We start from the raw sequence: 23,173 nt of genomic DNA, 5'->3' as shown, positions 1-23,173 counted from the left end.
AAGTCATAAGATTAGTCACTGGTAGGAATTAATCTAACGTATTTATTTATCTGCGTAATCACTGTTTTTAGTCTGTTTCAAAACAGTAGATGTTTTATCTACATTACGCATTTGGAATACCAACATGACGAATCCCTCCTTCTTAATTACAAATTTTTAGCATCTAATTTAACTTCAATTCCTATTATACAAAATTTATTTATTTTTCTCAAGTAATTCCTTAAGTAGGAGTTCACTCTCCTTCACCATCTCCTCCTCTACCTTGCTCCATTTTCCAAATAGGCATTCTTGTAGCACTTCTGCTGCGGAACCTTCAGCAGTTTCAGAATCATAGATACAAGTTCTATCTCTTTGATAAATTTGAATCTGGTCAAAGAGATTTTCACTTTCTAACTCCCTCAAGTTATCAACCAAGTTCTCAACAATCCCATCGTGGTGTTCTTTTGGTGTTGCTCTAGCCTGAGTCGGATCGATGGCATAAAGCTCTTCGTAACGAATCAAGGTGCTGAGATAAGAAAGCTCTGGTTTGGTACCAATCACTGCTAAGGAAACTTGGTAACCTTTAGAAGATAATAATTGAGCAGTCTGACGAGGAACTTGAGTAGTTCGCAAGGTTCCCTCAATCAGCAAATGGTAGCCTTGCGTACTGAGTTCATCAACCAACTGTTCTACCATTTTTCCTGCAAATCCCTTGGTATAGTCCACGCTATCCTTGCCATACTTTTCTTGCAGGGCTAAGTAATTGGGATGCTGAGAACGGTAGCTGTCACCATCGATAATAATGATATTACCTTGAAATTCCTTTTGCTTGATACGATGAATAGTCGTCTTACCTGCTCCGCTTTGTCCACCAAGCAAGATAGCTTTCGGTTGATCTGGAATCGTCTTTCCTCGGGTTAAGGCCCGAATGGTTCGCTGCAAGGCCTTCTGAAACTCAGCCTCACTAAATTCTTCCAGTCTCATTAAGCCACCACCCGATGATGCACCATGTCTAACATCCGCTCTATACCATCTAAATAGCCATTGTAACGCTCTATTTCATCGAAAGTAGCGACAAGGTAAATTTTCGTATTGATCAATTCGGCCAAGTCATCACTCATCAAAATCCAAGGATTAGATTCATCATCAAAAACAATATCTTGACTATCCTGGTATCTATAAAGCTTTGATAAAATGGCTGCTCCACGTTCTTTTATCACTTCTACTTTTAAAGTCAGATGGTAATCTTCGACAGGTGTTAACATCTTGTCCTCTCCTACAATATCGACATAAGAAACGTTAAATTTCTGACAAATACGGTCGATGAGTTCAGTTGAAACAGTGCTGGTACCATTTTCGTAGCGACTCAGGCTATTGCGTGAAATCCCAACCATTTTCGCAAATTCTGGCTGTGTTAAATCGTGTGTTCGGCGTAGTGATTTTATATTGTCTCCGATCATAGATAAAGACCTCCTCATATTTGCTTTCATTATACCATAAAAAACGGATAACGCACCATATTTGGTGCATTATCCGTTTTTAGGTTTCTTCGATTGCTTAAACTCCTCTATTCGCTTCTCCAACTGCTCAGTATTCAGTTTATTTTTCGCTTCTTGGATTGACTTATCAAGAATTTGTTCCTCATCGGTTATAATGTCCCTAGATATTTCCACTCTCTCACTAGACTTGAAACTTGAATCAAAGACCACATCTAGGAGTTGCTCTACTTTGGTTAGTTCACTATCTGACATCTCTGATAGTCGATGAATCAGTCGTTTAAATTGATCCTGGTTCTGTTTTTTCTTTTGAAAAAATTTCATTATCTTCTCCTTCAATTATAAGTCAGGTAGCCCGCATAGGACTACCTGACTTATAAATCATCAATGGCTACTGAAATAGCCTGCAACTTTTTATTTTGGATTTTCTTTTCATCAATCAATTGATGAAGTTCTTCAATTTGCTTTTGACAGGCTGAAATATCCTTGTTGTTTTGTGCAATAGTGTCTGCCAAGTGTTGTTTATAGTCGCTTGTGATATTTACTTTCTTCGGCTGACTTTGTTTAACTTTTGATTCAGGCGTTTGGTCATCTTTAGATTTTGACTCCTTTTGTTGCTGTTCAAAAGCAGCCACATAATCTACTTCTTCAATTGGTTTTTCATCCTGTTTATGGAAAAGTGCTGCGATTTTAGCTCGTTCTTCATGGGATGATGTTGGTTTCACATCATCTAGTGGTTGATCAAAATTCCATGCTTTACTCATTCTATATCCTCATTTCTGTAATCTGGGTGTAGTGTGGTTTCTTTACCAAAGGCTTTCTCTAGTGCTTCATGAAATGACAACTGACTAGATTGTTGCCGTTTGATAAAGGTGCTGTACATAGCTGTTTGTAGTTGGTCACGATAGTTTTCCAATTTCTCCGTCTCACGTGAGACCTTTTCTTCTTGCCTAGCTACTTTTTCAGCTAGACGTTCAATCACACTCATAGGCTGTCCTCCTTGTCACATTCTAGATTATGATAGCGGACTTGATTTTGTTATCACATCAAAAGTGTGCTCTCGTTTAGGTGGAGGATGATCTCTAATGACTTTTGTTTGGGCTGACTGGATAAGATCTCTTAAAGATAATTCCTTTTGTCGTTTCACAATATCATTCCAATCTAACTTTGTTTCAAGTCCTTGCAATGGTGGTAAATCTTGAGAAAGCGGAAGTCCTTTATCTGACAGTTTCTGACAAAATTCTCTTCCTGCCTCATCGTTATCAACAGCCAATGTTAATGCATTTGAATGAGTTTGGAAGAAGGTTGTCGTCTCTTGTATTGCCTGAAGATAATGACTAAGTCTGCTTGGATTTACTGTATCTAGAAATGCCAATTTCCCCTGTTCCTCTGCTGCTAGACGCAAGGTCTGATAAGCAATCACAGAAAGTTTTAAACCTTCCATTGAAATCAGGCGAACATCGGATAATTGCTTTTGGTAAAGCTGATAATAACTCATCATATCGATAACTGATTCACAAAAAATGAGTCGCTTAGGATTCCCAATATCGAAACTAATACCGACATAGCCATGAGATCCTTTCATGATTTTTTTGAGATAACCTCGATCGTGTTTTTCTTCATTTTTGACGAGACCTTGAAGGCTTGCGGCCTGTAAGGTCCCGTTGTGGTCATAGCTTTTTAACACTAATACGGGCTCCGATTGATAAGTAGCGTGAGCAAGCAATCCTTGTCTGCCAAAGGTATTAATAGTCTGATCACTTAGGCCACGGACGACTTGCAAGTAAGTACGTGCTTGCTGAAAGGGTTCTTCATGCAAATAGTATTGAAATGGTTGATAAGTTTCTTCTATCAACTTAACTTGTTCAAAATCCCCAGTTTCAAGATAGGATACAGCCTCTTTGAAAGAAACACCTGTCACTAATTGAACAAAGTCAATTACATCTCCTTGTATATCTCTTGAAAACCATTTGAAAGTATTGGTATCGGCAAAAATCCGAAAGGAATCATGGTCTGGGTGTTCATAAATGTGTCCTGATAAACGTCTGAAGGAACAGCCCAGACTCTCAGCAACATCTAAAATGGCCTTTTGTTTTACTGCTTTAATTCGTGTCATCTTTCCTCCCTATCAAAAAAAAGCAGAAGACTTTCTCCTGCTAGTTGTTCTCGCTTGTCGTAGTTCAGTCGGTCATTTTTTGCGGACAGTTCATACATGCTATCCTTTTCTGTTCTCTGCTCCTGCGTTTGCTCTCGTTTGATTTCTCCCTCCGTATCTTCTTGGCACAAGCAGGACAATACCTTGATGCACCAGAGCCCGGGACATATTCAACGCCGCACACCGTACAATTTTTAGCGGGCATTGCTGCCCACCGTTTTGTAGGTATGATATGTAATTCATCGACAAAGCCGATGAATTTATAGTAAATCTTGATTTCCTGCTTCACTGTTCCGTCTGCCATCTTCTCACGCTCCGAAACAAGTATCTTGTCTATGAGTGCGTTTATAACTGTTGCATCCAGTTCTTTTAAGCCTTGATAATTTCGGATAAGGGCGAGGAAGTCACGGATTCCCCGTGATTTCTCGTAGCTTTCATTAAGAGTTTCCGTCACCTCTTTCAGCCTTGCTTCAATTTCAAGCTGCTCTTTCTGGTATTTCCCCGACATCATCTCAAAATTCCGCTCGGTAATACGCTCCATGACCTTATCCTCGTAGAGAGAGGAAAACAGCCTGTCCAGTTCCGCAAGGCGTTTGTTCAGCTTCTTACGTTCTTTCTCTAATGCTTTCGCCCTGCTCTGGTCTGTTTCCGTGAGCCGCTTTTCTATGGCCCTGACCGCCTTTTCATCATTCACTGCCATATCCGCAAAGCGGTTGATGTCGGCAAGGACGGCATTGAATAAGTCCCTCGCTTCAATGCTGTGTGCGGTACACATAACATTGCCATATCTGCCATAATTATTGCAGGTGTATTGTACGCAGTCGATGATGTCGGGGCGTTTCCTCCTGTTGGCACTCGCCGCCAGCATCGCATAGCCGCAGTCCGCACACTTGATAACGCCCGAAAAGATATTCTCAAATCCCCCTGCGTTCTGCTCCCGCCTGCGGCTCGTCATAAGCTGCTGTACGGTGTCAAATTCCTCCTGCGTGACTATCCCCTCATGGGTGTCTGGTATCACTTCCCATTCTTCGGGCAGCTTAGAGGGGCGTTTCTTGCTTTTCATGTTGGCTGCAATCCGCTTGTAGCCTGCAAGGTTGCCCGCATATATCGGGCTTCTTAAAATGCCCCTCACGCTGTTCTCGCTCCAAATATAACGGTTTTCCTCGTTATCCTCAAAGTACCGCTCATAGCCTGTTGCCCCTTGCTCCACCGCATAAGCGGCAGGGCGTAGGATATGCTGTTTATTAAGATGTCTGCAAATTTTGGCAACTCCATTCCCTTTTAATGCAAGGTCGAATATCTCTTTTACAACATGTGCCACTTTATCATCTATCAGCAGATGGTTGTGGTCGGCAGGGTCTTTGATATAGCCATAAGGGGCGGTAGTTCCCATGAATTTCCCCTGTTGAAACCTCGCCCGATATGCCGATTTTATCTTGACTGACACATCGGCAGAATACATTTAGAGCGTTTCATTCCGTTCTTCCTCAACCATGCGTTCATCAAGGCTCTTAGGCACACGCAACGCCCGTCTGTAAAGGGTTTCGTCCCATACTTCCGAAAACTCCCTGTGCCGCTCGTCCCATTGGAGAAGATTCCTGTTCCTGCGTTCCATTTGCCGAAACTCCATAAAGAACTGTTCCGACACTTCCAACTCGTGGGATTTGCCCTGCCCGTCCTTAAAGCTGATAAAATACCTTGTGCTGCTTTCCGTAGATTCCTCCCGAAGCGTGTATGCCTTAACTCTGTATGTCATCCTGCTTACCTCCTGCAAAAAATGAGTGAGGGGATTTCCATCCCTCACCCAGTAGCCCGCAGGACGGCAGGCTGTTTTAGACGCTATAAAATTTTCGTAGCTTCTTCCGCAGATGGTCTAACCTTGCGTAAATAGCACCAGTCGTCAAATGCACGAGCGGGGCAATTTCTTTTGTGGAATACCCCTGCATTTTCAGCAGGACGATTTTCAAGGTACGTCCGTCCACCGTGACTAATACTTGATAAAGATTTTCGCTCTCAATCTCGTCCAGTAACTCCGCAACCGTACCCACCTCCGTCTGCCGCTCCCTGTCTGCCATGTCCTCAAGGTATTCCGCAACGTCATTCGTCCATCGGTAAAACCGCCTGTTGGAATTGAAGTCTGCCCTGTCCGCAATGCGTATCTGCTCAATGGTCGCTTCATCAACGCCGCACTCACGCAGCAGCTTTTCCTCCGCTTCTTTCCAGATACGCCATTTCCTGTCCTCCCGTCCGTGGTTATATGCCATGCTTCTTTTCCTCCAATCAGAATTGATTGAGAGGGCAGAGAAAAACCCCCTCATTTTCCCAAAGGAAAAAACAAGGGGGCTGAACGCCTTAAATTTTAATTTTCTATTATCTTTCTTAGTTTTCTTAGGATTCTGGCTTTGCGTTTGTTCACAACGCTCTGGGTTATGCCGAACCTCGCCCCGACTTCACGCTCAGAAAGTCCGTCAAAAAAGATTGCCTGTATCAATTCCTGTTCACTATCCGACAGCAAAGGCAGGGCGGCTTTCAGCCTGTCCACCATAACCGCATTGACAACGGTTTCCGCAATGTCCGCCGCTTCATCAGCGATAAAGTCTAAAGGCTTCCCCTCGCTGTCCGTAAATCCGTCGAGAGATAGCAGTCTATTCTTTGTATCTAATTTTTGCAGATAACGCCACCGTTCCTTGTCACGGTAGAAGTCTGTGTATTGCTCCCTCACGACTTCAAGCAGACAGCCTTGAATGGGGATAAACAGCTTGTCCATATAGGTCTGGTCGGATTCCCTGCAACGGCAGAACTCCGTGTAGGATAATTCCACATAGCCGCCACTTTCTCTGATATATACCTTTCTTGGTGCATATTTCACCATAAATACCTCCCATCTGAATTTTTGAAATGTAAAAAATCCAGATGGAGAGGCGGAGAACGACACCGCATATCAGAAACAGCCCTACGGCACTTTCCAACAAAAATCGACAAAAGAAAAACCGCAAAGGCTCTGTGACCTTTACGGTTATAGGAAATAGTAATTCTATTGTATGGAGATTGTACTTCTACTTTCAAGGTGAGAAGTACCGTTGCACTGGCAGAAATTTTTTTAACTGGTTTCCTGCCGTTCTCTGATATGCTATGTATTGATAAATTTTGCTTCGTATGAGCAGATAGATAACTGCCCGAAAAAAGGACATAAAAAAATCCCTCCAAATTTAAAAACAAATTCAGAGGGTAATTTAGGGTATAACAAAATAACCCACCCGAATATCGTTTTTTTTATTTGGTGAGTTTGTTCTTTCAAATACGAAACAAAAAGAGCCGATGATTCGTGAATTGTTCCACAATTTCATCGGCTCTGCGTCTTAAGCGTCTGGCTCTTTGATGACAGTTATCTTCAAGTTGTCAACTTTAATCAAGCTTTCTTGTCTGCATTTTGGACAATAAAGGGGATAATTCTCCAAAACAGTGTCCTTCCTAATTTTATTACGGGTTTTGCTCCCACAAACAGGACACAATATCCATTCGCATTTCATCATAATTAGTCTCTAATCCTTTCAAATCTCATTTTATATGACTTTTGCAAGCTGTTAAGCTAACTTGTGGAACATATGCCGAACCTTATCTATACGGCTATTCGGGCGGCGGGGTTGGCAAATAAATTTACCAATAGCTGGCTGGTATCCTTTTAACTCTGTCAAGCAGACTCCCTGCCCATTTGTGAAATTAGTTAAATCGTTCCTGTATTCTTGAATACATCTAGCAGGGATTTCTCCTTTCAGAATGACCTCGTCATTCTTTATCTGAGTACTTACAATATCTGCACAATACCTTGGAGCATCATGATACGCCCGTGAGAGATATTCCTGCGGTGCATAAATTTCAAAGTGGAGATATGGCTCTAATAGTTCTGTCCCTGCTTTTTTTAAAGCCTGCTCCAATACGATAGGGGAAAGCAGCCGAAAGTCTGCGGGGGTACTTACAGGACTATAATACAATCCATATTCAAAACAGATTTTACAGTCTGTCACTTTCCATCCATACAGCCCCTGCTCGCAGCCATAAAGAACCCCCTCCATAACCGCATTTTGGAACGATTGATTTAAATATCCAAGTGAAACTCTGCTTTCATACTGCACTCCGCTTCCAATAGGGAGCGGCTCTATGGACAACCCGACAGAAGCCCAGAAAGGATTTGGCGGGACTTCTATGTGGATGGTATATTCTGCTTTTCTAAGCGGTCTTTCCAGATAAATAACCGAAGGCTCTTTCATAGCCACGCCCACATGATATTTTTCTTCTAATAGCGAACAAATAACTTCTAACTGTACTTTTCCCAAAAAAGATAACATAATCTCATGTGTAACAGTATCAATGTCAAAATGCAAAAGAGGGTCTGTATCAGCAATCTCTGCGAGGGCATTTAACAGGGCTTCCCTTTGCTCCGGCTTTTGCGGCTCTACCGTTGTCCGAAGTAATGGCATGGGATTATCAATCCGTGTTTTATGAGGCAGGAGTTTTTCATTTCCTAGAATGTCGTTCAGTTTCAAAGTATCATCAGCTAAAATAACAATTTCTCCCGGATAAGCGGTGTCTGTCCGAACAATTTCCCCTTTGGATGGAATACGCATCTCTGTGATTTTCAGCTTTTCTCTCCCGGCCAGGGCCACCGTATCCCGCAGGCGCAGCGTTCCGCTGTATAGCCGTAGATAGACACGCCGCTGGCCGCAATCTGTATACTCCACCTTGAAAACGCCGCCGCATAGGGCGGCGCTCCCCTGTTCCCCAATCGGTTGGAACAGCCCTGTCACCGCATCCATCAACGGTTGAATGCCAAGGCCCTTTTTGGCGCTGCCATAATAGACCGGGAACAGGGAGGCGTCTTGAACCCGCCGCTGTTCCTCCCGCACAAGTTTTTCCCGGCTGATTGGTTCTCCTGCGATATACTTTTCCAATAATTTATCGTTATTTTCGATGACCGCATCCCATGCTTCTATGTCGGTATTTTCCTCCAGGACTATTTCCGGGGACAGCGACACCGTCTGCTTGATGATAATATCGGCGGAGAGCTTATCCCGAACAGACTGAACCACGCTCTGCAAATCAACGCCAGCCTGGTCGATCTTGTTGATAAAGATAACGGTGGGAATGTTCATTTTCCGCAGGGCATGGAACAGAATACGGGTCTGGGCCTGCACGCCATCTTTAGCGGAGATCACCAAGATGGCCCCATCTAAAACAGCCAAAGAGCGGTACACCTCCGCCAAAAAATCCATATGGCCTGGCGTATCTATAATGTTGACTTTTACATCCTCCCACTGAAAAGATGTCACTGCTGTCTGGATAGTGATTCCCCTTTGACGCTCCAAATTCATTGTATCTGTCCTTGTTGTGCCTTTATCTACGCTCCCTGGTTCTGCAATTGCACCACTGGTATACAATAAACTTTCCGTTAATGTTGTCTTTCCTGCGTCAACGTGAGCCAGAATGCCTAAGTTAATTATTTTCATGTGATTTTCCTCCTATCAACACCCAAAAAAGGGCATAAAAATACCCAGTGATAAATACTCCTATCACTGGGTAAATAACTCCAATAGCCCCAAAACACTTATATGTTTTCGGGCATATAAAATTACATGATAAAAGTATTCTTAAACTGGGTACAAAAAACTAAGCCCCATATTAAAAGTGAAACGGGACTGCTACTTTTTGTTCCCACTATCAAATTGACAGTTTATTTAAGAATATCTTGCCGCATATTTATTAACTCCTTGTATAATACTGAATCTAATTATATTCCTTAACCCTTTATTTGTCAAGCTGACAAACTAAAGCAGAAAAAGCGGCAGGATTTCCCCCTGCCACTAATCATCTGTTTATGCAAAAATAATTTCCTTTTCCACAATCTCCCTCGCACAAGCCCTTATGTTATTGAGGCATCCTGTCCATTCTAAGGCGTTTTCTGCCTTTAGCTGTTCCGTTATGCCCTGTGCCTGTTTCATACCCTCTATGAGCCTTTCAAAGCGTTCCTGTGCCTGTCTGTTGATGTCGGCAAGGTAGGCGTTTAGCCTGCCGCTTGTAAGAAGATTGGTGTATGTAACTTTACGGTACTGTTTTAGATAATCTAAATGCCGTTGCCCCCAGATGCCTATTGCCTGTTCTTCTTCGGCGGGTACAGTTAAGCACGGTATCAAATAATCCCCTTGCCTTTCGTATTTGCCGCCCAGTTCCTCAAATAATGATTTTGCCATTGTCTGTTACCTCCACATTCTTTTTTATTTTGAATGTCCGCAAAATCCGTCCTACATCAGAAGGCCTCCAAGGAACATCTAAGTGGTGAACAGCTTTCATGCGTGATTGCACGTTTAGCCCCGTTCCACCTTTTTCCGTAGAAGCCATGAGAATTCGTACTTCCCCACTATTGACCTTGCGTGAGAGAGAATTTTTCTTCTCATCGGTATTGGCATCGTGTACAAAAGCAATCTGATCTTTTGGAATCCCTCGATCAACCAGCAAAGCTTTCAGTGCATTATAAACATCAAAACCTTCTTCCTTACTTTTAGGGGTTCCAATATCAGAGAAAATCATCTGAGTGGCTTTGTTTTCAGCTCCTTCACGGTAAATCCGCTCGACATTATCAACTACTTGAAGGATTTTCTGATTGTCCGCTAAGGTATAAGCAGGGTCAATCAACCGCATATCAATAGCTAGTTTTCTAGCTTCCCCGGTTATCTTTAACATATTATCTCTACTTGGGTCAACACTACCTGACTTGATAGCGTCTGAACGCTCTACCAGCTCTTCTAAATAGTATTTCTGAGCTTGCGTTAGCTCGCTTTCCACCGCAATAATCTTAGCTTCAGGAACAGGTAAATCAAGCATGTCTGATGTCTGAATATCGGCAGTTTCCTTGTAGATTCGCATGAGTTCAGGCAAATTGACAAATTTCTTGAACCGTTTCTTAGGTTGGTATTTATCACCTGTCGGGGCTAGTTCCATAGAGTTTTCGATATTCCCAAAAGCCCCAACCCATGAGTCAAAATTGGATACCTGGTATCGCTCTAAAACATCAGGTTGAATGTAATTCATCATGGTGAAAAGTTCACTGATGGAGTTTGAGACTGGCGTTCCTGTCGCAAAAACAACATTTCTATCTCCATGCTCTACCTGAACTTGTCTCACTTTCATTTCCATATCCACGTTCTTTTTTGAAGTTGTGTTGGTAATGCCAGCTACATTCCCAAGTCCAGTGATTGGACGGATATTCTTAAAGTGATGAGCCTCATCCACAAAGAGAAAATCAATGCCAAGGTTTTCAAATTCGATAAAGGTATCCCGCTCCAGTTTTTGGAGTTCTTCCAACTGGTGTTCCAATCCCTTAATTGAACGTTCCGCTTCTTTCACCGTATAATCACTGTCACTTCCTAGCTTGATTTCTCGGAGTTGCTCGAGTTTGTCATTGATATAGGCGACCTGTTTTTCACGACTCATCGGTATTTTCTCAAACTGGGAATCCCCAATGACAATGGCATCATAGTCCCCTGTAATAATCCGAGACACAAACTGCTTGCGTTTGGCTTTGGCAAAGTCTTTCTTAGTGGTCACATAGACTTTCTTGGTTGGGAAAAATTTCATGATTTCTTGACCAAACTGGGCAGTCAAACTAGAAGGGACCACATAAAGAGGTTTATGCACCATCCCCAATTCTTTCAACTTGAAACCAGCTCCGAGCATGGTCAAGGTTTTTCCAGACCCTACCTCATGGGCTAGTAGGGCACGTTTCTCCTCCACAATCCGTTGAATGGCATTCTTTTGGTGAGGGCGTAAGGAGATATTCTGAGCAAGTCCATCAATGGTTAAATGGCTACCATCATAGGTCTTTGATACTGTACGATTGTAGAGCCTATTATAGGTGTCTTCAATCATCTGTTGGACTTCTGGATACTTTGCTACAAAATCTTGAAAGAGTTCCTGTAGGTGTGTTTCCTTGGCACGCAGGACTGTTGTTTTCTCTACATCCGTCACATTCTTTTTCGTATCCCCTTCGACAACTTGTTTTGTGATGGTTGGTTGATTGGAATTCAGGAGGTTTTCAAAGATTTTTCGACCACTATCATAGCGTGAAGCAGGGACACCTAAACTCCTATCCGTTGCGTTGGAATAGGTGTAGGCAAACTTCGATTGGTAAGTGATAACCCCGTCAATGGGACTGACTTGAAGGACTGTTGCTACTTCTTGGTCTGACAGTTCATAGGCTTTCCCCATAAAGGTTTCTTGGGCAAATTTTCCGTAAACAGACAAAGAAATCCAGCGTGAACCGATTCGATAATCAATGTCTGCCAAAGTAATGCGGGCTGGTTTGACCGTTTCTAGTAGCCCTGCATAATGTGACCAATTAAAGTCCTGATTGTCTTGTTTGACAAATAGGTCCACCACTTCTAACTTGGTAACGACATCCCCTGACAGAAAGTCTTGGCGAGAAACATAGGTCAATTCTCCATTCAAATACTTCTCAGGATCAGGCATAATGAGGTCGCCTAATTCCTCAATCAAGGTCATCTTCGATTCAACCTGATAGATAGACATCATATAATCGAAATCAACACCACGTCCGTCAGCCAAGCTCGAATTTAAGGCATCAAGGGCAGTATGTACCTTTTTAACCTCTTTTTCAGGACGCACTAAAGCCTTCTCAAAAGCAAGGGATTTAGTATAGATAACAGACTTTCCACTTGGATCCAGACGTTCATCTTCCAAACTAGCAAGAAGCGAATACTTATCATCACTATCAAAAAGATTACGGTTCACTGCACTGTTCAAATACCCATAGTGTTTGACAAAGCTATTATAGGTACGATTGAGTTTGCCTAACAAGTGGTTAAAGGTCTTCTTATCATAGTCATAATGGCGTTGAATGGCAATGACCTCTTGGTAAGCATTTCGAATGTCCACCATTCCTTTGATTCGTGCCACTTCTTTATCAGACAAAGGAGCTTCATAGAAAACTGTCTTTTTATAATACCCCTTAAATTGTCCGCGTTTAGCTGCATCATCGGTCACATAGACATCCAGAGCACTGCTATCTGTAACTTCTAAGCTATTAAATCTATCAATCTGTTTTTGAGAATGTTTGGTGTCCCATGCTTTGAAGTTGCCCTCTTCATCGACATAGTAACTGATTTCTTCCGTCTTGGTTCCGACTCGAATGCCTTTATTATCTCGATAGTAGACCGTAGCACCCTGGTAACCAAAACTGTACTGACCCAGATTCTCCCTCATTTCAACTGGAATGGAAGTATCAATGACTTGTTTGGTCAACACATTTGGATTAATGATGACCTCATTTCTATCAATCTTTCTTGGGGCTTTTACTTGATTTAGAGCAGTTTGGACACTGGCAATCAAGTCATCACTAGTCCCCTTAACAGAAAGTGTTCCGCCGTTAAAATTTCTGACCTCGTAGGTTCCTAGCACTTGGCTATTGTATTCCCCATCAAAATAAGGATTGAGCCAAATGCGACTATCCTTATCATAACGAATGGAACCTGAAAAGGCTAAGTCGTCTGCCACATATCCCTTGTCTAAGTGTTTCTGGAAGAATAACATATCCGTTGTGACACTCGTTCCCGCAATGGCCTTAAAGGCAGAATCAGGCAGTCGAACCCCACCAAGAAATTCAGTTGTCTCACGAATATCTTGTAAGATGTTTTCTGTTCGCTTATCCATAGTTCCTGTGGAAGAGATAATCGCTACTTGTCCACCATCATGGACCAAATCAAGTGACTTTTTGACAAAGTAGTCATGAATCATGTAAGGCCTATCGTACCTGTTATCCGCAATTCGTATATTGGCAAAGGGCACATTTGAAATCACCAAATCAAAACTATTGTCGTTAAAAGCCACCGTCTCAAAGCCCTTAATTTCAATGTGACTATTTGGATGAAGGTGTTTGGCAATAGCTCCTGTAATAGTATCTAATTCCACACCATATAACTCACTCTTTTCTCTTAAGTGTTTGGGCATTGCTGCAAAAAAATTCCCTGTTCCCATGGAAGGATCTAGGATTTTGCCACCTTTAAAACCATCTCTTTCCAACTTAACCCACATCTGACGGATAAGGGCAGGGTCTGTATAATAGGCTGTCAGAGAAGACTGTTTCATATCCGAATACTCTTTATCAGTGACTAGACTTTTCAATTCTTCTAGTTCCTTAGAAAATTTTGGATTATAGTCATCAAAAAATTCATTGGCTAGTCCACCCCAGCCTACATACTTGGCAAGGAGTTCTTGTTCACTTGGTAAAGCATTGCGGTGCTCTACTTCTAGATTTTTTACCAAACGAATAGCCGCAATGTTTGTCTCAACCTTATCTCTAGCAGTCTTTGGATAAAAGTCCGTCATATCTTCTGGAAAATAAAAGTCCATTACTGGAATCTCTGGAATTGTTTCGACTACTACCTCTTCAGGAATTTGACTATCTGATTCTTCAAGATCAGTATCGTTATGACCTATTTCTGAACTATCTGGTTCCAATAGTCCAATACTCTGAACTGGCTCCTCTTCCAGAAATGAGAATAGGTTTAATCCTTGGTCCGCTTCTTCTAACTCTGTTTGTGGTTCTGCCTTTGGCTGATGAAGTGACTGACTGACTTCTTCCCAGGTCCTCAAATAAAGAACTGGATTTTGTTCAATGATATCCGAAAAGTCATTGACTAACTCAATCCGAATCAAACCGTTCAATCGAGCATCGCTGACCGACATGACCTCAAAGTCCTGTCCCTTATAGGAAACCAATGACCCCAGAGGATAAGTGTCCAATACTCTCTGAACCAGTGGATTTTCCGCAAATTCTTCATCAACTACTTCTTTTCTCTCAGCTTTCACTAGCTTGCTCTTCCAATCTCTGAGGGTTAAATCTGACTGATTACCTTTATTTTTTTCAAATTGCTCCGCATCTTCTCTGCTGAGTTCTTGGTGTAAAAAGGCGTAGGCAACTTGTCGCAACTCTCCAAGGGAAAGCTGACTACCAAAGAAAAATTCAACCTTTTCATGACTTAGTCCCATTTGGAGTAGTTCTGTCGCAAGGGCTAGTTGAGTTACCGAGGCTTTGGGATAGCCACCTAGTAAAGCAAGGTCCGCATTTTTCAAACGAAAACGACCTGCTGCATCCAATAAAATATCGACTTGGTCTGATTCAAACTGAGATAGTTCAATCCCTAGCTGAGTCAATTTTTCTTGATTTTCTATCCTAATGACTTGTCCAATTTTTTCTAATTCCTTTTCTTCGACTGTAGTCAGCGTTCGTTTCAGCTCATAGGGACTGCCACCAGCTTCTAGATAGGTAAGTATCTCCTCGCCCTCAAAGATTGGTGTCATTTCCATTTCAGTGTCAAAATCACCTCGTTTAAAACTTGGGACTTTGGAACGTTCATTTCGAATTTGGTCAAAATATGTTAGAATCTCAAATTTACGTCGTAATGACAACTCTTCATAGGCTGGCAGATGACTGGTTTTTCCTGTTTGAACATCCAGTTGAGATAAATCTACATCCAAACTAGCAATAACCAGAGTGCCCTTTTCTCGAAAAGATATTGCCTGCTGAACACTTGTTTTATGCTCATCAACAGTTTCATCAGCTCTTGTTTCAAGCTCAGGCTCGTAAGTCAAGAGAAACTGTTCAATATCTCGGCTGATCCGATCCGCTAAATTATTAGCCACACGATAAACATTGACCAAATTAGCTCCCCTACTCTTTTGTAATAGAGAATCTGGTGAAATAGTTTGGTAGTGTCCATTTGAGTCTAATAGTTGAAAACGAGTGGCCAGATTGAACAAGGCCACTTCTATCACCAAGTCTTTTTCAGACGGCGATAGTTTCTCTAGTTTTTGAAGACCAGTTTGGCCGAAAACTTGTGTATAGGTCAATAGATCATGAGCAGTATCATAAGGACTAGCCTGGACAAAAGCTGAAACATCTGTCTCAAAGTGAAGTACCTGAACAGATCTTTTGATTCCCTGCCTATTGGTCATAAACTGACGAATAAGACTATCCCACTCCTCATCAAAATGCTCTGCTTGGTAATATAAAAACGCCTCAAGCAGGGCTCTATCACGAGGAATGCTGGCTCTCATCATTTGTAGTAAGACTTCTTGATTCATTTTCCCTCCCATTTTAAAAGAGGCTGAGAGTTTTTCTCAGCCCTTTGCGTTAATCTAGGACCATGGCTCGTTGGTCTCTTTCTTGTGGAATACCTTCCATTACAGTTGCCACATAGTGTTGTAAGAAATGACTTTTCTGGTCTAGTAAATCTTTTTGCAAGGCAAGGTGAACCAGATCTCCAAAATAATCCTGACTGGAAATAGCTAAGTCCTGTTGGATCATGGCCTGTAAGGTTTCAAGGCTAAGTGGTGAATAATCGTCACTATCCAAAACCTCATACTGTTCCAAGGTGTCTGAGAGACTATTTGAGGACATTAAATCCATAATAAAACTAGAGCCTTCACCTGTTCGGTACAACTTTTCCAGAATGTCAGTCATATCTGCCTGTACTTCATCCTGATAACTATCAACTTTAACTCGTAGCTCATCACTAATCAAGGATAGGTCATCCTCATCCATGTAATCTTGATAAACCTGATTGAGGATTGTTCTATCAGAAATACTTAATTCCAAAGAGAGAAAGGCTTTGATAAACTCTTGGTAATCGACCTTCTCCATTTCAGACAAAGCCTCTTTCATGGTGTCAAAGTTCCAAGCCATCACACAACTCCTTTTGTGGGACTAATGGTGAATGTCCAGATTGTAGCTCTTCTAAATCAGCTTGACCATCACCATCTGTGTCAACAGACTGCGGATTGGTTCCGAAAGCCAGTTCCTGAGCATCTGTCAGACCATCCTGGTCTGAATCCTTTTCATAAATGCTTTTTGGATTCATCTACTTCTCCTCCTTTTTCTTCAGTCCATAAGCCGTACCAAGTAGAATACCAGCTCCAATCAAGCCCAAAAGGGATTCCTGTTCCCCTGTATTTGGCAAAATGCTTGCTGAAACAGGCGCTTCAATAGTCTCAATTGGTGGTTGAGGTGGTGTGGGTTGATTTGGACTTGGTTCTTCAGGTTGAGGTGTATGTGTTACAACTGTATTTGAGCTGATGACATAGCCATTCACTGTATGGAGATAGGTATTCTCCACCTGACCAGTCGCAATCCGTTTCATCTGCAGGTAAACATCTGCCTGAAAAGCTGAATCATCAGAGATAGTCTCTAAGAAGGATTTATCAAATGAAATTGACACTAGGCCATTTTCTGTATCTACCTGTTGCAAGGTATATTTCGTGACTTCCGTTCCTTCTTTTAAGACAGAACCGTCTTTGAGGGTGACATCCGTCATCAGATAGCTGCGATAAACACCATTATACTCATCATGCTTTTCATCATAGTTATCTTCAAAACCATATTCAAATAAATCAGTCGCACGATTACTTGGAATCAATGCTCCAACCAAGCGATAGTTAAAGGTTTGATGCAAGGCCACTTCTTTCCCGTCAAGGCTGTCATCTTTATGAGACAAGTCGATCACCACATCTTTTTGTGGGTCTAATTTTGGAACATTATTAACCACTGTTTCCGTGACATAGGCCAAACCAAAATCAATCTGATAGGCTGTATTTTCATACTGACCACCTGTTTTGGTCAACTCATTTTTTACCGTCATCGGAAGCGTGACAACTAAGGTTTGACCAGTCTTCACATAGGTATCATAAAAGGCTTTTGAATCATCGCTACTAAGAACTTGAATGGCTCCTTTAGGTGTAAACTGACGTTTAACCATGGCATCTTGGACGACTTTCGGAGCTTCTGACAAACTAGCGTAGGTGCTGACAGAGATACCAGATACACGATTGCCATCCTTATCCAAAACTTGAATGCCATCAGGATTTAGGGTAAGGGCTTCTTCTGGGTAATCGTCTACCATGTAAAATCCCTTGGCAAGAACATCATCCGTCACGACCATGTCCTTGTATTGACTGTAATCCAAGACAATTTTGTAATAATTGACTGTATTCGGAAGGACAGTCTTTCCATCAATTAAAATGCCTTCTTGATTGGTATTAGACTTATGTGGAGTTACTTTAGGGACGAAATTAGTCACCGTATTGGTTTCATAAGCTTGGCCAAAATCCACCTGATAGGCCACGTTTTCATAAGACTTCCCTGAATTAAGCATGGTTTCCAAAACCGTCATCGGAGTGACAATGGTAATATTCTCCCCCTTGGTCACATAAGATTCAAAAAAGACTTGTGGGTCCTCAGGCATGAAAACTTGAAAAGCTCCTTTAGGCTGAATTTTTTGTTTAGAAAGGGCTTCTTGTAAAGATTTAGGAGCTTCTGATAATCGAGAATAAGCCTTCACCATGATTCCTGAAACTGTTTTACCATCAGATGTGATAAACTGAATTGCTGCTTCATCCGGCAATAAAGCTTCTTCTGGATAATCATCCACAAAGTAAAAACCTTGTGCAATCTGAGACTTGTCTGCTTTAATCCCTCGGTATTGGTCCAAATCCCATGAGAGAGTATAGTGATTTTGAGTTCCCACTAGCATGGGCTTACCATTGATGTCCACTTTGTCTTTATTGAGGTTTTGTTTCCTAGGTTCTGGAGAAACAAGTGTGTTGGTCACTTCCTTGGTTTCATAGCCATTGCCGAAATCTACTTGGTAAGCCTTGTTTGTATAGGTTTTTGTCTGACCGTAGAGACTATTTTTAACCGTCATTTTGGTCAGTAAAGCTAAAGATGTACCTGTTTTCACATACTGGTCATAAAATGCTTGGTTGTCATCGGGCATAAAGACTTGAAAGGCACCTGTCGGTGTAATCTTGGCACGAGCTAATTTATCTTGAAGGTCTTTTGGGGCATTATTTAACGAAGCATAGGTTTTAACCGTTATTCCTAATACCTTTTGACCATCAAGGGTAGTAACAGCCGTGCCATTTTCCACCACATCAAGCACTTCCTCTGGGTAATCATCCACAAAGAAGAAGCCACGTGCAATGGTCTCTTTAGCAGAACGATCTCCCTGATACTGGTCCAAGTCCCATGTCAAACGGTAGTGGTTAGTTGTACCAAGAGCTACGACTGTATCATTGATGAGAACACCATCCGCATTTTCATTGTTCTTGTTAGGTGTAATATGAGTAGTTGTGTCACCATCACCTGGTGTACGAACTGTCACCACATTTGAAGTGACTGTGTAAGCATTGGTTGTGCCCTTGTTCAAAAGGAGTTTGTAACTATTGGAATAGGTTGCCCCATCATTTTGAACAGAACCATAGAGTTTTGGAGCGGTCAGTTGATAAACCTTGGTTAAATCGTTATTTACCTCCTGCAACAAGTTTTCCTTTGCGGTTAAGGTCACAAAATTCTTATTCTCATCAAAGCTAAGGACATAGTTTCCATTTTCTTTTTGTGTTGTTTCCTTATCAAATAGGTAACCAGCAGGTAAGTAGTCCTCAAAAATGAGACTAGTCGTTTGAGCACGATTGGACGATAAGGCATCAACTGTTAAGGGATAAATCACCATTGAATCTTTTGCGACAGTTTTCTCATGAAGATTAGCTTGGTCACTGTTGACCACTTCTTTCATAATCTCTGGAGTTGTCGTCAAACGGTAAGCATGATAATGGACAGTGGGTACTTGTGGTGGCGTTGGAAGTTCTTTTGGAATAGGTTTGACAGGTAAGGTTACCTTGGTCAAAGTTAGACTAGGCTGCACCACTTCTTCCAAAGGCTTTGGCGTGAAGGTTACAGGCTTTTCTGGTGTAAAAGTTTTTGGTGTATAGACATCTGGTGTTACCGTAATAGGTTCTGGAACGGGTTCAAGTTCCACCGTTACGTGAGGTTTGGGACTATAAGGTGTTACTGTACGTGCCACTGGTAGGGTATTTAAGGCAAACCAGTAAGACAAACCAACATTCTGTGGCATATCGCCTTGCCCAAAGGTGACTGTATAGGTATTTCCTGATGTAACTGTTGAGACAATAGCTCCTTTATAAGCATAACGACTTGATGTGGTATCCCATTCCTCAGGTAAATTCAAATCACTTGCACGGTTGGAACCCAACGAACGGGCCAGACCTTCATTAGTCACTTGAACGGTTGAGCCATTAATCGGCACAAATTTCCCAGATGAATCTTTAACATATTCTAAACCAATGTCATTATGATTGAGGGAAGAATGCGTGAAGACACCTGGTTTTTCTTTGGAGAAGGTAACTTGTGAGCCGTCTTCCAAAAAATACTTAGCAACTACACGAAACTCCATCTTATCTGTTCGCCAGTCACCATTTCCGTCATTTCGGTAGGCGATAAAGCCTTCGGTAGGATCGTTTGGTACAACCAATTTTACGGAATTGGTTCCAGCTGGTGACACAAGATTGGTAATATCGTAACTCACACGACTAATCTTTTTCCCATCAAATCGAGCATTTTGAAGATTTTGATAGTTAAAACTAAGAGTCTCACCTGTTTTGAAGCTATCATAGACAAAGAAGCCTGTTGAATCCAAAATTCTTGAGTAGCCCCCCAGCATAGCATCGCCAGTTGAAATGATCTGATCAGGATTTCGGGTAATGGCCCCATGTTGTGCTTGGGGTTCACCGTTATTTAGATTTAGAGCTTGAGCAAGGGCTTCAGAAATATAACCTTCTTCACCTTTCGAAATCTCGGCCAAGTCACGTTGATAGCGTTCCATTTCTTTGGCATTATAGACATCAATCGCTTCATTCTCTTTTCTGGCTGTGGCTTCTTTTTCTTGATTTCGTTTAGTAATGGTTTCAATCTCGGCTGCACGATCTGAAACGAATTGTTGTTTCTCTTGATTAGCCTGATCAACTGCGGCTTGGCCTGTACGGTTTTCAGCATCTACAGCTGCTTGACCAGCCTGATTACGCCTTTCAATGGCTTCATTATCTGCCTTTGCCTTAGCAAGTCCAGCTTCATTTTCTTTTTGAATGGCCTGATTTTTCGCAACAATATCATCTGCCTTTGTTTTCTTTGTTAGATAATCCGCTACAGCTTGTTCGTTAGTTGATTGAATGGTTTCAACAGCCTTGCCATAGTTTGTATAGTCAAGGACAGATGTCCCATTTCCTGATGAAACTACTTGTTCTTTTACTGTCACATCAGCATCTACATACCGAGTTTTTAGGTCATTGACTTTGGTATCAACCCAAGCATTTGTCTCTTTACCAGTTTGGTTGGCCTCTTCGTAGGCCTGTGACAGCTCCCTATTTTCTTGTTCAATGCGGGCTTTATTCGATTCGTATGTCGCTTTGTCAGCTTTGTAGGTTTCAGTAACTTCATTGATAGCCACAACTTGGTTTTGGGCATCTGCTTCTGCTTTTGAAATTTGTTGGTTGGTTTCAGTCGCAGATGTCGTATTGCCCAAATCCATTTGACTATCTTCAACAGTAGAAACACCTTCAGCCTTTGCATCTTCAACTGCTTGTGTTACCGTATCATGCGGTACGGTGACTGCAATTGCACCGTTAGATTGCCCAGTTGACCCTAAACTTTCAGTTTGTTCAGATACAGGGTTTGGCTGTGCTTCTAGTAAATTCGTGGCTGGATTCTCCGTTCGTTGAATGGCGGTGTCAACTGATGATGTGACTTCATCAGCATGTGCAACCGTTCCTCCCCAAGCAACAACAGCTGTCACCATGGTTCCAAGGGCAACGGAACATAGAGTGCGATATTTTTTACTCTTGCGAAAGACGTGTTTCTCGCCTTTTTCCTGATTGACAAGAAAGTGATGATTACATGTTTTGGTCATAAATAGTCCTTCTTTTCTTTTTTATGTAGCAACAAACTGTCACTCTTTATTAGATACGAGGGCGTTAAGCGAGCACGACAAAAATAGGAGTTTTGACGAAGAACTTTCCGTTCTAGGAGAAACTCTCTTTTTTGTACAGCTCGTAGCCCAAGTTCAATACCATCATAAAAAAGAAGGCTTGATTTTGTTATCACAATACAATAAGGGGAAAAGAATATGTTGCTTTTACACTACAAATGTTGTAAAATTGTCGTATAAAAGCAACATCGAAGGAGTAAGCATGTCAAAAAAAGAGATTCTACTCGATTTTATAGAAAAGAACAATGGAATTGTCACAAACAAAGATTGTAAAGCACTAGGTATTCCAACAATATATCTGACAAGACTAGAGAAAGAAGGCATTATCTTCCGAGTTGAAAAAGGTATTTTCCTAACCCAAAACGGAGACTATGATGAATACTACTTCTTTCAATATCGTTTTCCTAAGGCTATTTTCTCTTATATTTCGGCACTGTATCTACAACAGTTTACAGATGAAATTCCACAATATTTTGATGTGACAGTTCCTAGAGGCTACCGCTTTAATACTCCTCCAGCTAATCTAAATATTCACTTTGTCTCTAAAGAATACAGCGAGCTGGGAATGACTACTGTACCTACTCCTTTGGGAAACAACGTAAGGGTATATGATTTTGAACGTATTATTTGTGATTTTGTAATACATCGAGAAAAGATTGATTCCGAACTCTTTGTCAAGACACTTCAATCTTATGGGAACTATCCTAAAAAAAATCTAGCAAAACTCTATGAATATGCGACAAAAATGAATACTTTAGAAAAAGTTAAACAAACTCTGGAGGTTCTAATATGAACAAAGCTAAATTAACAGCACTCTGTCATAAAATATCAAAGAATACTGGTTTAACCTTTAATTCCGTCATGACCTATTACTTCCTAGAAGTCATTTTGAAAAAATTAAGTCAAAGTTCTTATTCAAATCACTATATCTTCAAAGGAGGATTCCTACTTTCGAATGTCATCGGAGTTGAATCTCGTAGCACTGTTGATATTGACTTTTTATTCCATCAAATAACACTCTCAGAAGAAACTGTTAAACAGCAACTCAAGGAAATTTTAGCAGATTCCGAAGAAGGTATATCTTTTGTGATTCAATCAATCACAGCTATTAAAGAAAGTGATGACTATGGTGGCTATCGAGCAACAATTTCGTGCCAACTTGAGAATATTAAACAAGTTATCCATTTGGATATTGCGACAGGTGATGTTGTAACTCCTCAGCCGATTACATACGACTATAAAGCTATTTTTGATGAAGACAATTTTCCAATCATTGCTTATACAATTGAAACAATTCTAGCTGAAAAACTTCAAACCATCTATTCACGTAACTTCTTGAACAGTAGAAGCAAAGATTTTTACGATGTTTATATTCTTTCCAAACTGAAGAAAGAAGACATTGACTTCATTCAGTTGAGAAATGCCTGTCAGAGAACATTTTCATATCGCGAAACAGAACTCGATTTTGTAAAGATTATTGAACTACTCGAGAGGTTCAAATCTGACCCTATTCAGAATAAACAATGGCAAAATTATTCAAAAAAATATAGCTATACAAAAGGGATTTCACTTGCAGATGTTCTTGATGAGATGATTCGTCTCATAACAGTTCTCATTTCTATAAATTCTGATTAATCGTG

Annotated in this window: 18 protein-coding genes and 2 pseudogenes; 2 read left to right on the top strand and 18 right to left on the bottom strand. The window is 41.3% G+C overall.

Features of this window, described 5'->3' with window-relative positions:
* Positions 1 to 42 precede the first annotated feature (42 nt).
* The 18 genes and pseudogenes from C1E99_RS09285 to C1E99_RS09190 form a co-directional block, all read right to left on the bottom strand.
* The gene (locus C1E99_RS09285; protein ID WP_001814874.1) at positions 43 to 126 is read right to left on the bottom strand and encodes a 23S rRNA methyltransferase attenuation leader peptide; all 84 of its coding nucleotides are present in this window, start codon (positions 124 to 126) and stop codon (positions 43 to 45) included.
* A gap of 69 nt (positions 127 to 195) precedes the next feature.
* The gene (gene pezT / locus C1E99_RS09280; RefSeq protein WP_001235242.1) at positions 196 to 963 is read right to left on the bottom strand and encodes a type II toxin-antitoxin system toxin PezT; all 768 of its coding nucleotides are present in this window, start codon (positions 961 to 963) and stop codon (positions 196 to 198) included.
* On the bottom strand, positions 963 to 1,439 hold the full coding sequence (pezA, locus tag C1E99_RS09275; protein WP_000578719.1) for a type II toxin-antitoxin system antitoxin PezA: 477 nt from the start codon (positions 1,437 to 1,439) through the stop codon (positions 963 to 965). The genes pezT and pezA overlap by 1 nt, the downstream gene beginning before the upstream one ends.
* 69 nt (positions 1,440 to 1,508) lie before the next feature.
* Positions 1,509 to 1,799 carry a hypothetical protein gene (locus C1E99_RS09270; RefSeq protein ID WP_000667951.1) on the bottom strand — a complete coding sequence of 97 codons (291 nt, stop codon included), beginning with the start codon at positions 1,797 to 1,799 and terminating at the stop codon, positions 1,509 to 1,511.
* Positions 1,800 to 1,849: 50 nt separating this feature from the next.
* Positions 1,850 to 2,239 carry a DUF5945 family protein gene (locus C1E99_RS09265; protein ID WP_105207359.1) on the bottom strand — a complete coding sequence of 130 codons (390 nt, stop codon included), beginning with the start codon at positions 2,237 to 2,239 and terminating at the stop codon, positions 1,850 to 1,852.
* The gene (locus C1E99_RS09260) at positions 2,236 to 2,463 is read right to left on the bottom strand and encodes a DUF5965 family protein (protein WP_105207358.1); all 228 of its coding nucleotides are present in this window, start codon (positions 2,461 to 2,463) and stop codon (positions 2,236 to 2,238) included. Before C1E99_RS09260 ends, C1E99_RS09265 begins: the two co-directional genes overlap by 4 nt.
* A gap of 27 nt (positions 2,464 to 2,490) precedes the next feature.
* Positions 2,491 to 3,591 carry a toprim domain-containing protein gene (locus C1E99_RS09255; protein WP_000196860.1) on the bottom strand — a complete coding sequence of 367 codons (1,101 nt, stop codon included), beginning with the start codon at positions 3,589 to 3,591 and terminating at the stop codon, positions 2,491 to 2,493.
* Positions 3,588 to 5,092 (bottom strand): annotated as a pseudogene (locus tag C1E99_RS09250) (recombinase family protein); the annotation flags it as partial. The gene C1E99_RS09255 and the pseudogene C1E99_RS09250, both read right to left, overlap by 4 nt.
* Positions 5,093 to 5,095: 3 nt before the next feature.
* Positions 5,096 to 5,386: pseudogene (locus C1E99_RS09245) on the bottom strand (sigma-70 family RNA polymerase sigma factor); the annotation flags it as partial.
* A gap of 76 nt (positions 5,387 to 5,462) precedes the next feature.
* Complete coding sequence (locus C1E99_RS09240) at positions 5,463 to 5,894, bottom strand: sigma-70 family RNA polymerase sigma factor (protein ID WP_009265004.1); 432 nt, start codon at positions 5,892 to 5,894, stop codon at positions 5,463 to 5,465.
* A 95-nt stretch (positions 5,895 to 5,989) separates the two neighbouring features.
* Positions 5,990 to 6,502: a sigma-70 family RNA polymerase sigma factor gene (locus tag C1E99_RS09235; protein ID WP_105207357.1), complete on the bottom strand. Its 513-nt coding sequence runs from the start codon at positions 6,500 to 6,502 to the stop codon at positions 5,990 to 5,992.
* A 487-nt stretch (positions 6,503 to 6,989) separates the two neighbouring features.
* Complete coding sequence (locus C1E99_RS09220; RefSeq protein ID WP_011528024.1) at positions 6,990 to 7,163, bottom strand: cysteine-rich KTR domain-containing protein; 174 nt, start codon at positions 7,161 to 7,163, stop codon at positions 6,990 to 6,992.
* A gap of 51 nt (positions 7,164 to 7,214) precedes the next feature.
* Positions 7,215 to 9,134 carry a tetracycline resistance ribosomal protection mosaic protein Tet(O/W/32/O) gene (tet(O/W/32/O), locus tag C1E99_RS09215; RefSeq protein WP_105207356.1) on the bottom strand — a complete coding sequence of 640 codons (1,920 nt, stop codon included), beginning with the start codon at positions 9,132 to 9,134 and terminating at the stop codon, positions 7,215 to 7,217.
* Positions 9,135 to 9,500: 366 nt separating this feature from the next.
* Entirely contained in the window at positions 9,501 to 9,875 is a 375-nt protein-coding gene (locus tag C1E99_RS09210) for a TnpV protein (RefSeq protein ID WP_001129922.1), read from the bottom strand.
* Complete coding sequence (locus C1E99_RS09205) at positions 9,856 to 15,783, bottom strand: SNF2-related protein (RefSeq protein WP_105207355.1); 5,928 nt, start codon at positions 15,781 to 15,783, stop codon at positions 9,856 to 9,858. Before C1E99_RS09205 ends, C1E99_RS09210 begins: the two co-directional genes overlap by 20 nt.
* A 49-nt stretch (positions 15,784 to 15,832) precedes the next feature.
* A complete protein-coding gene (locus tag C1E99_RS09200) occupies positions 15,833 to 16,384 on the bottom strand; it encodes a hypothetical protein (protein ID WP_105207354.1) in 552 nt (183 codons plus the stop codon).
* On the bottom strand, positions 16,368 to 16,559 hold the full coding sequence (locus C1E99_RS09195) for a calcium-binding protein (RefSeq protein ID WP_014636288.1): 192 nt from the start codon (positions 16,557 to 16,559) through the stop codon (positions 16,368 to 16,370). Before C1E99_RS09195 ends, C1E99_RS09200 begins: the two co-directional genes overlap by 17 nt.
* Complete coding sequence (locus C1E99_RS09190; RefSeq protein WP_105207353.1) at positions 16,560 to 21,455, bottom strand: SspB-related isopeptide-forming adhesin; 4,896 nt, start codon at positions 21,453 to 21,455, stop codon at positions 16,560 to 16,562.
* A 280-nt stretch (positions 21,456 to 21,735) separates the two neighbouring features.
* Between C1E99_RS09190 and C1E99_RS09180 the strand changes: the two genes are divergently transcribed.
* Both C1E99_RS09180 and C1E99_RS09175 read left to right on the top strand, forming a co-directional pair.
* Complete coding sequence (locus C1E99_RS09180) at positions 21,736 to 22,326, top strand: type IV toxin-antitoxin system AbiEi family antitoxin domain-containing protein (protein ID WP_000037237.1); 591 nt, start codon at positions 21,736 to 21,738, stop codon at positions 22,324 to 22,326.
* Complete coding sequence (locus C1E99_RS09175; protein ID WP_001030299.1) at positions 22,323 to 23,168, top strand: nucleotidyl transferase AbiEii/AbiGii toxin family protein; 846 nt, start codon at positions 22,323 to 22,325, stop codon at positions 23,166 to 23,168. The genes C1E99_RS09180 and C1E99_RS09175 overlap by 4 nt, the downstream gene beginning before the upstream one ends.
* Positions 23,169 to 23,173: the final 5 nt, after the last annotated feature.

This window comes from Streptococcus suis, from assembly GCF_002964045.1.
GTDB lineage: Bacteria > Bacillota > Bacilli > Lactobacillales > Streptococcaceae > Streptococcus > Streptococcus suis_U.
Note: the sequence above shows the minus strand (reverse complement) of the source record. Positions and strands in the feature narration are given on the sequence as shown.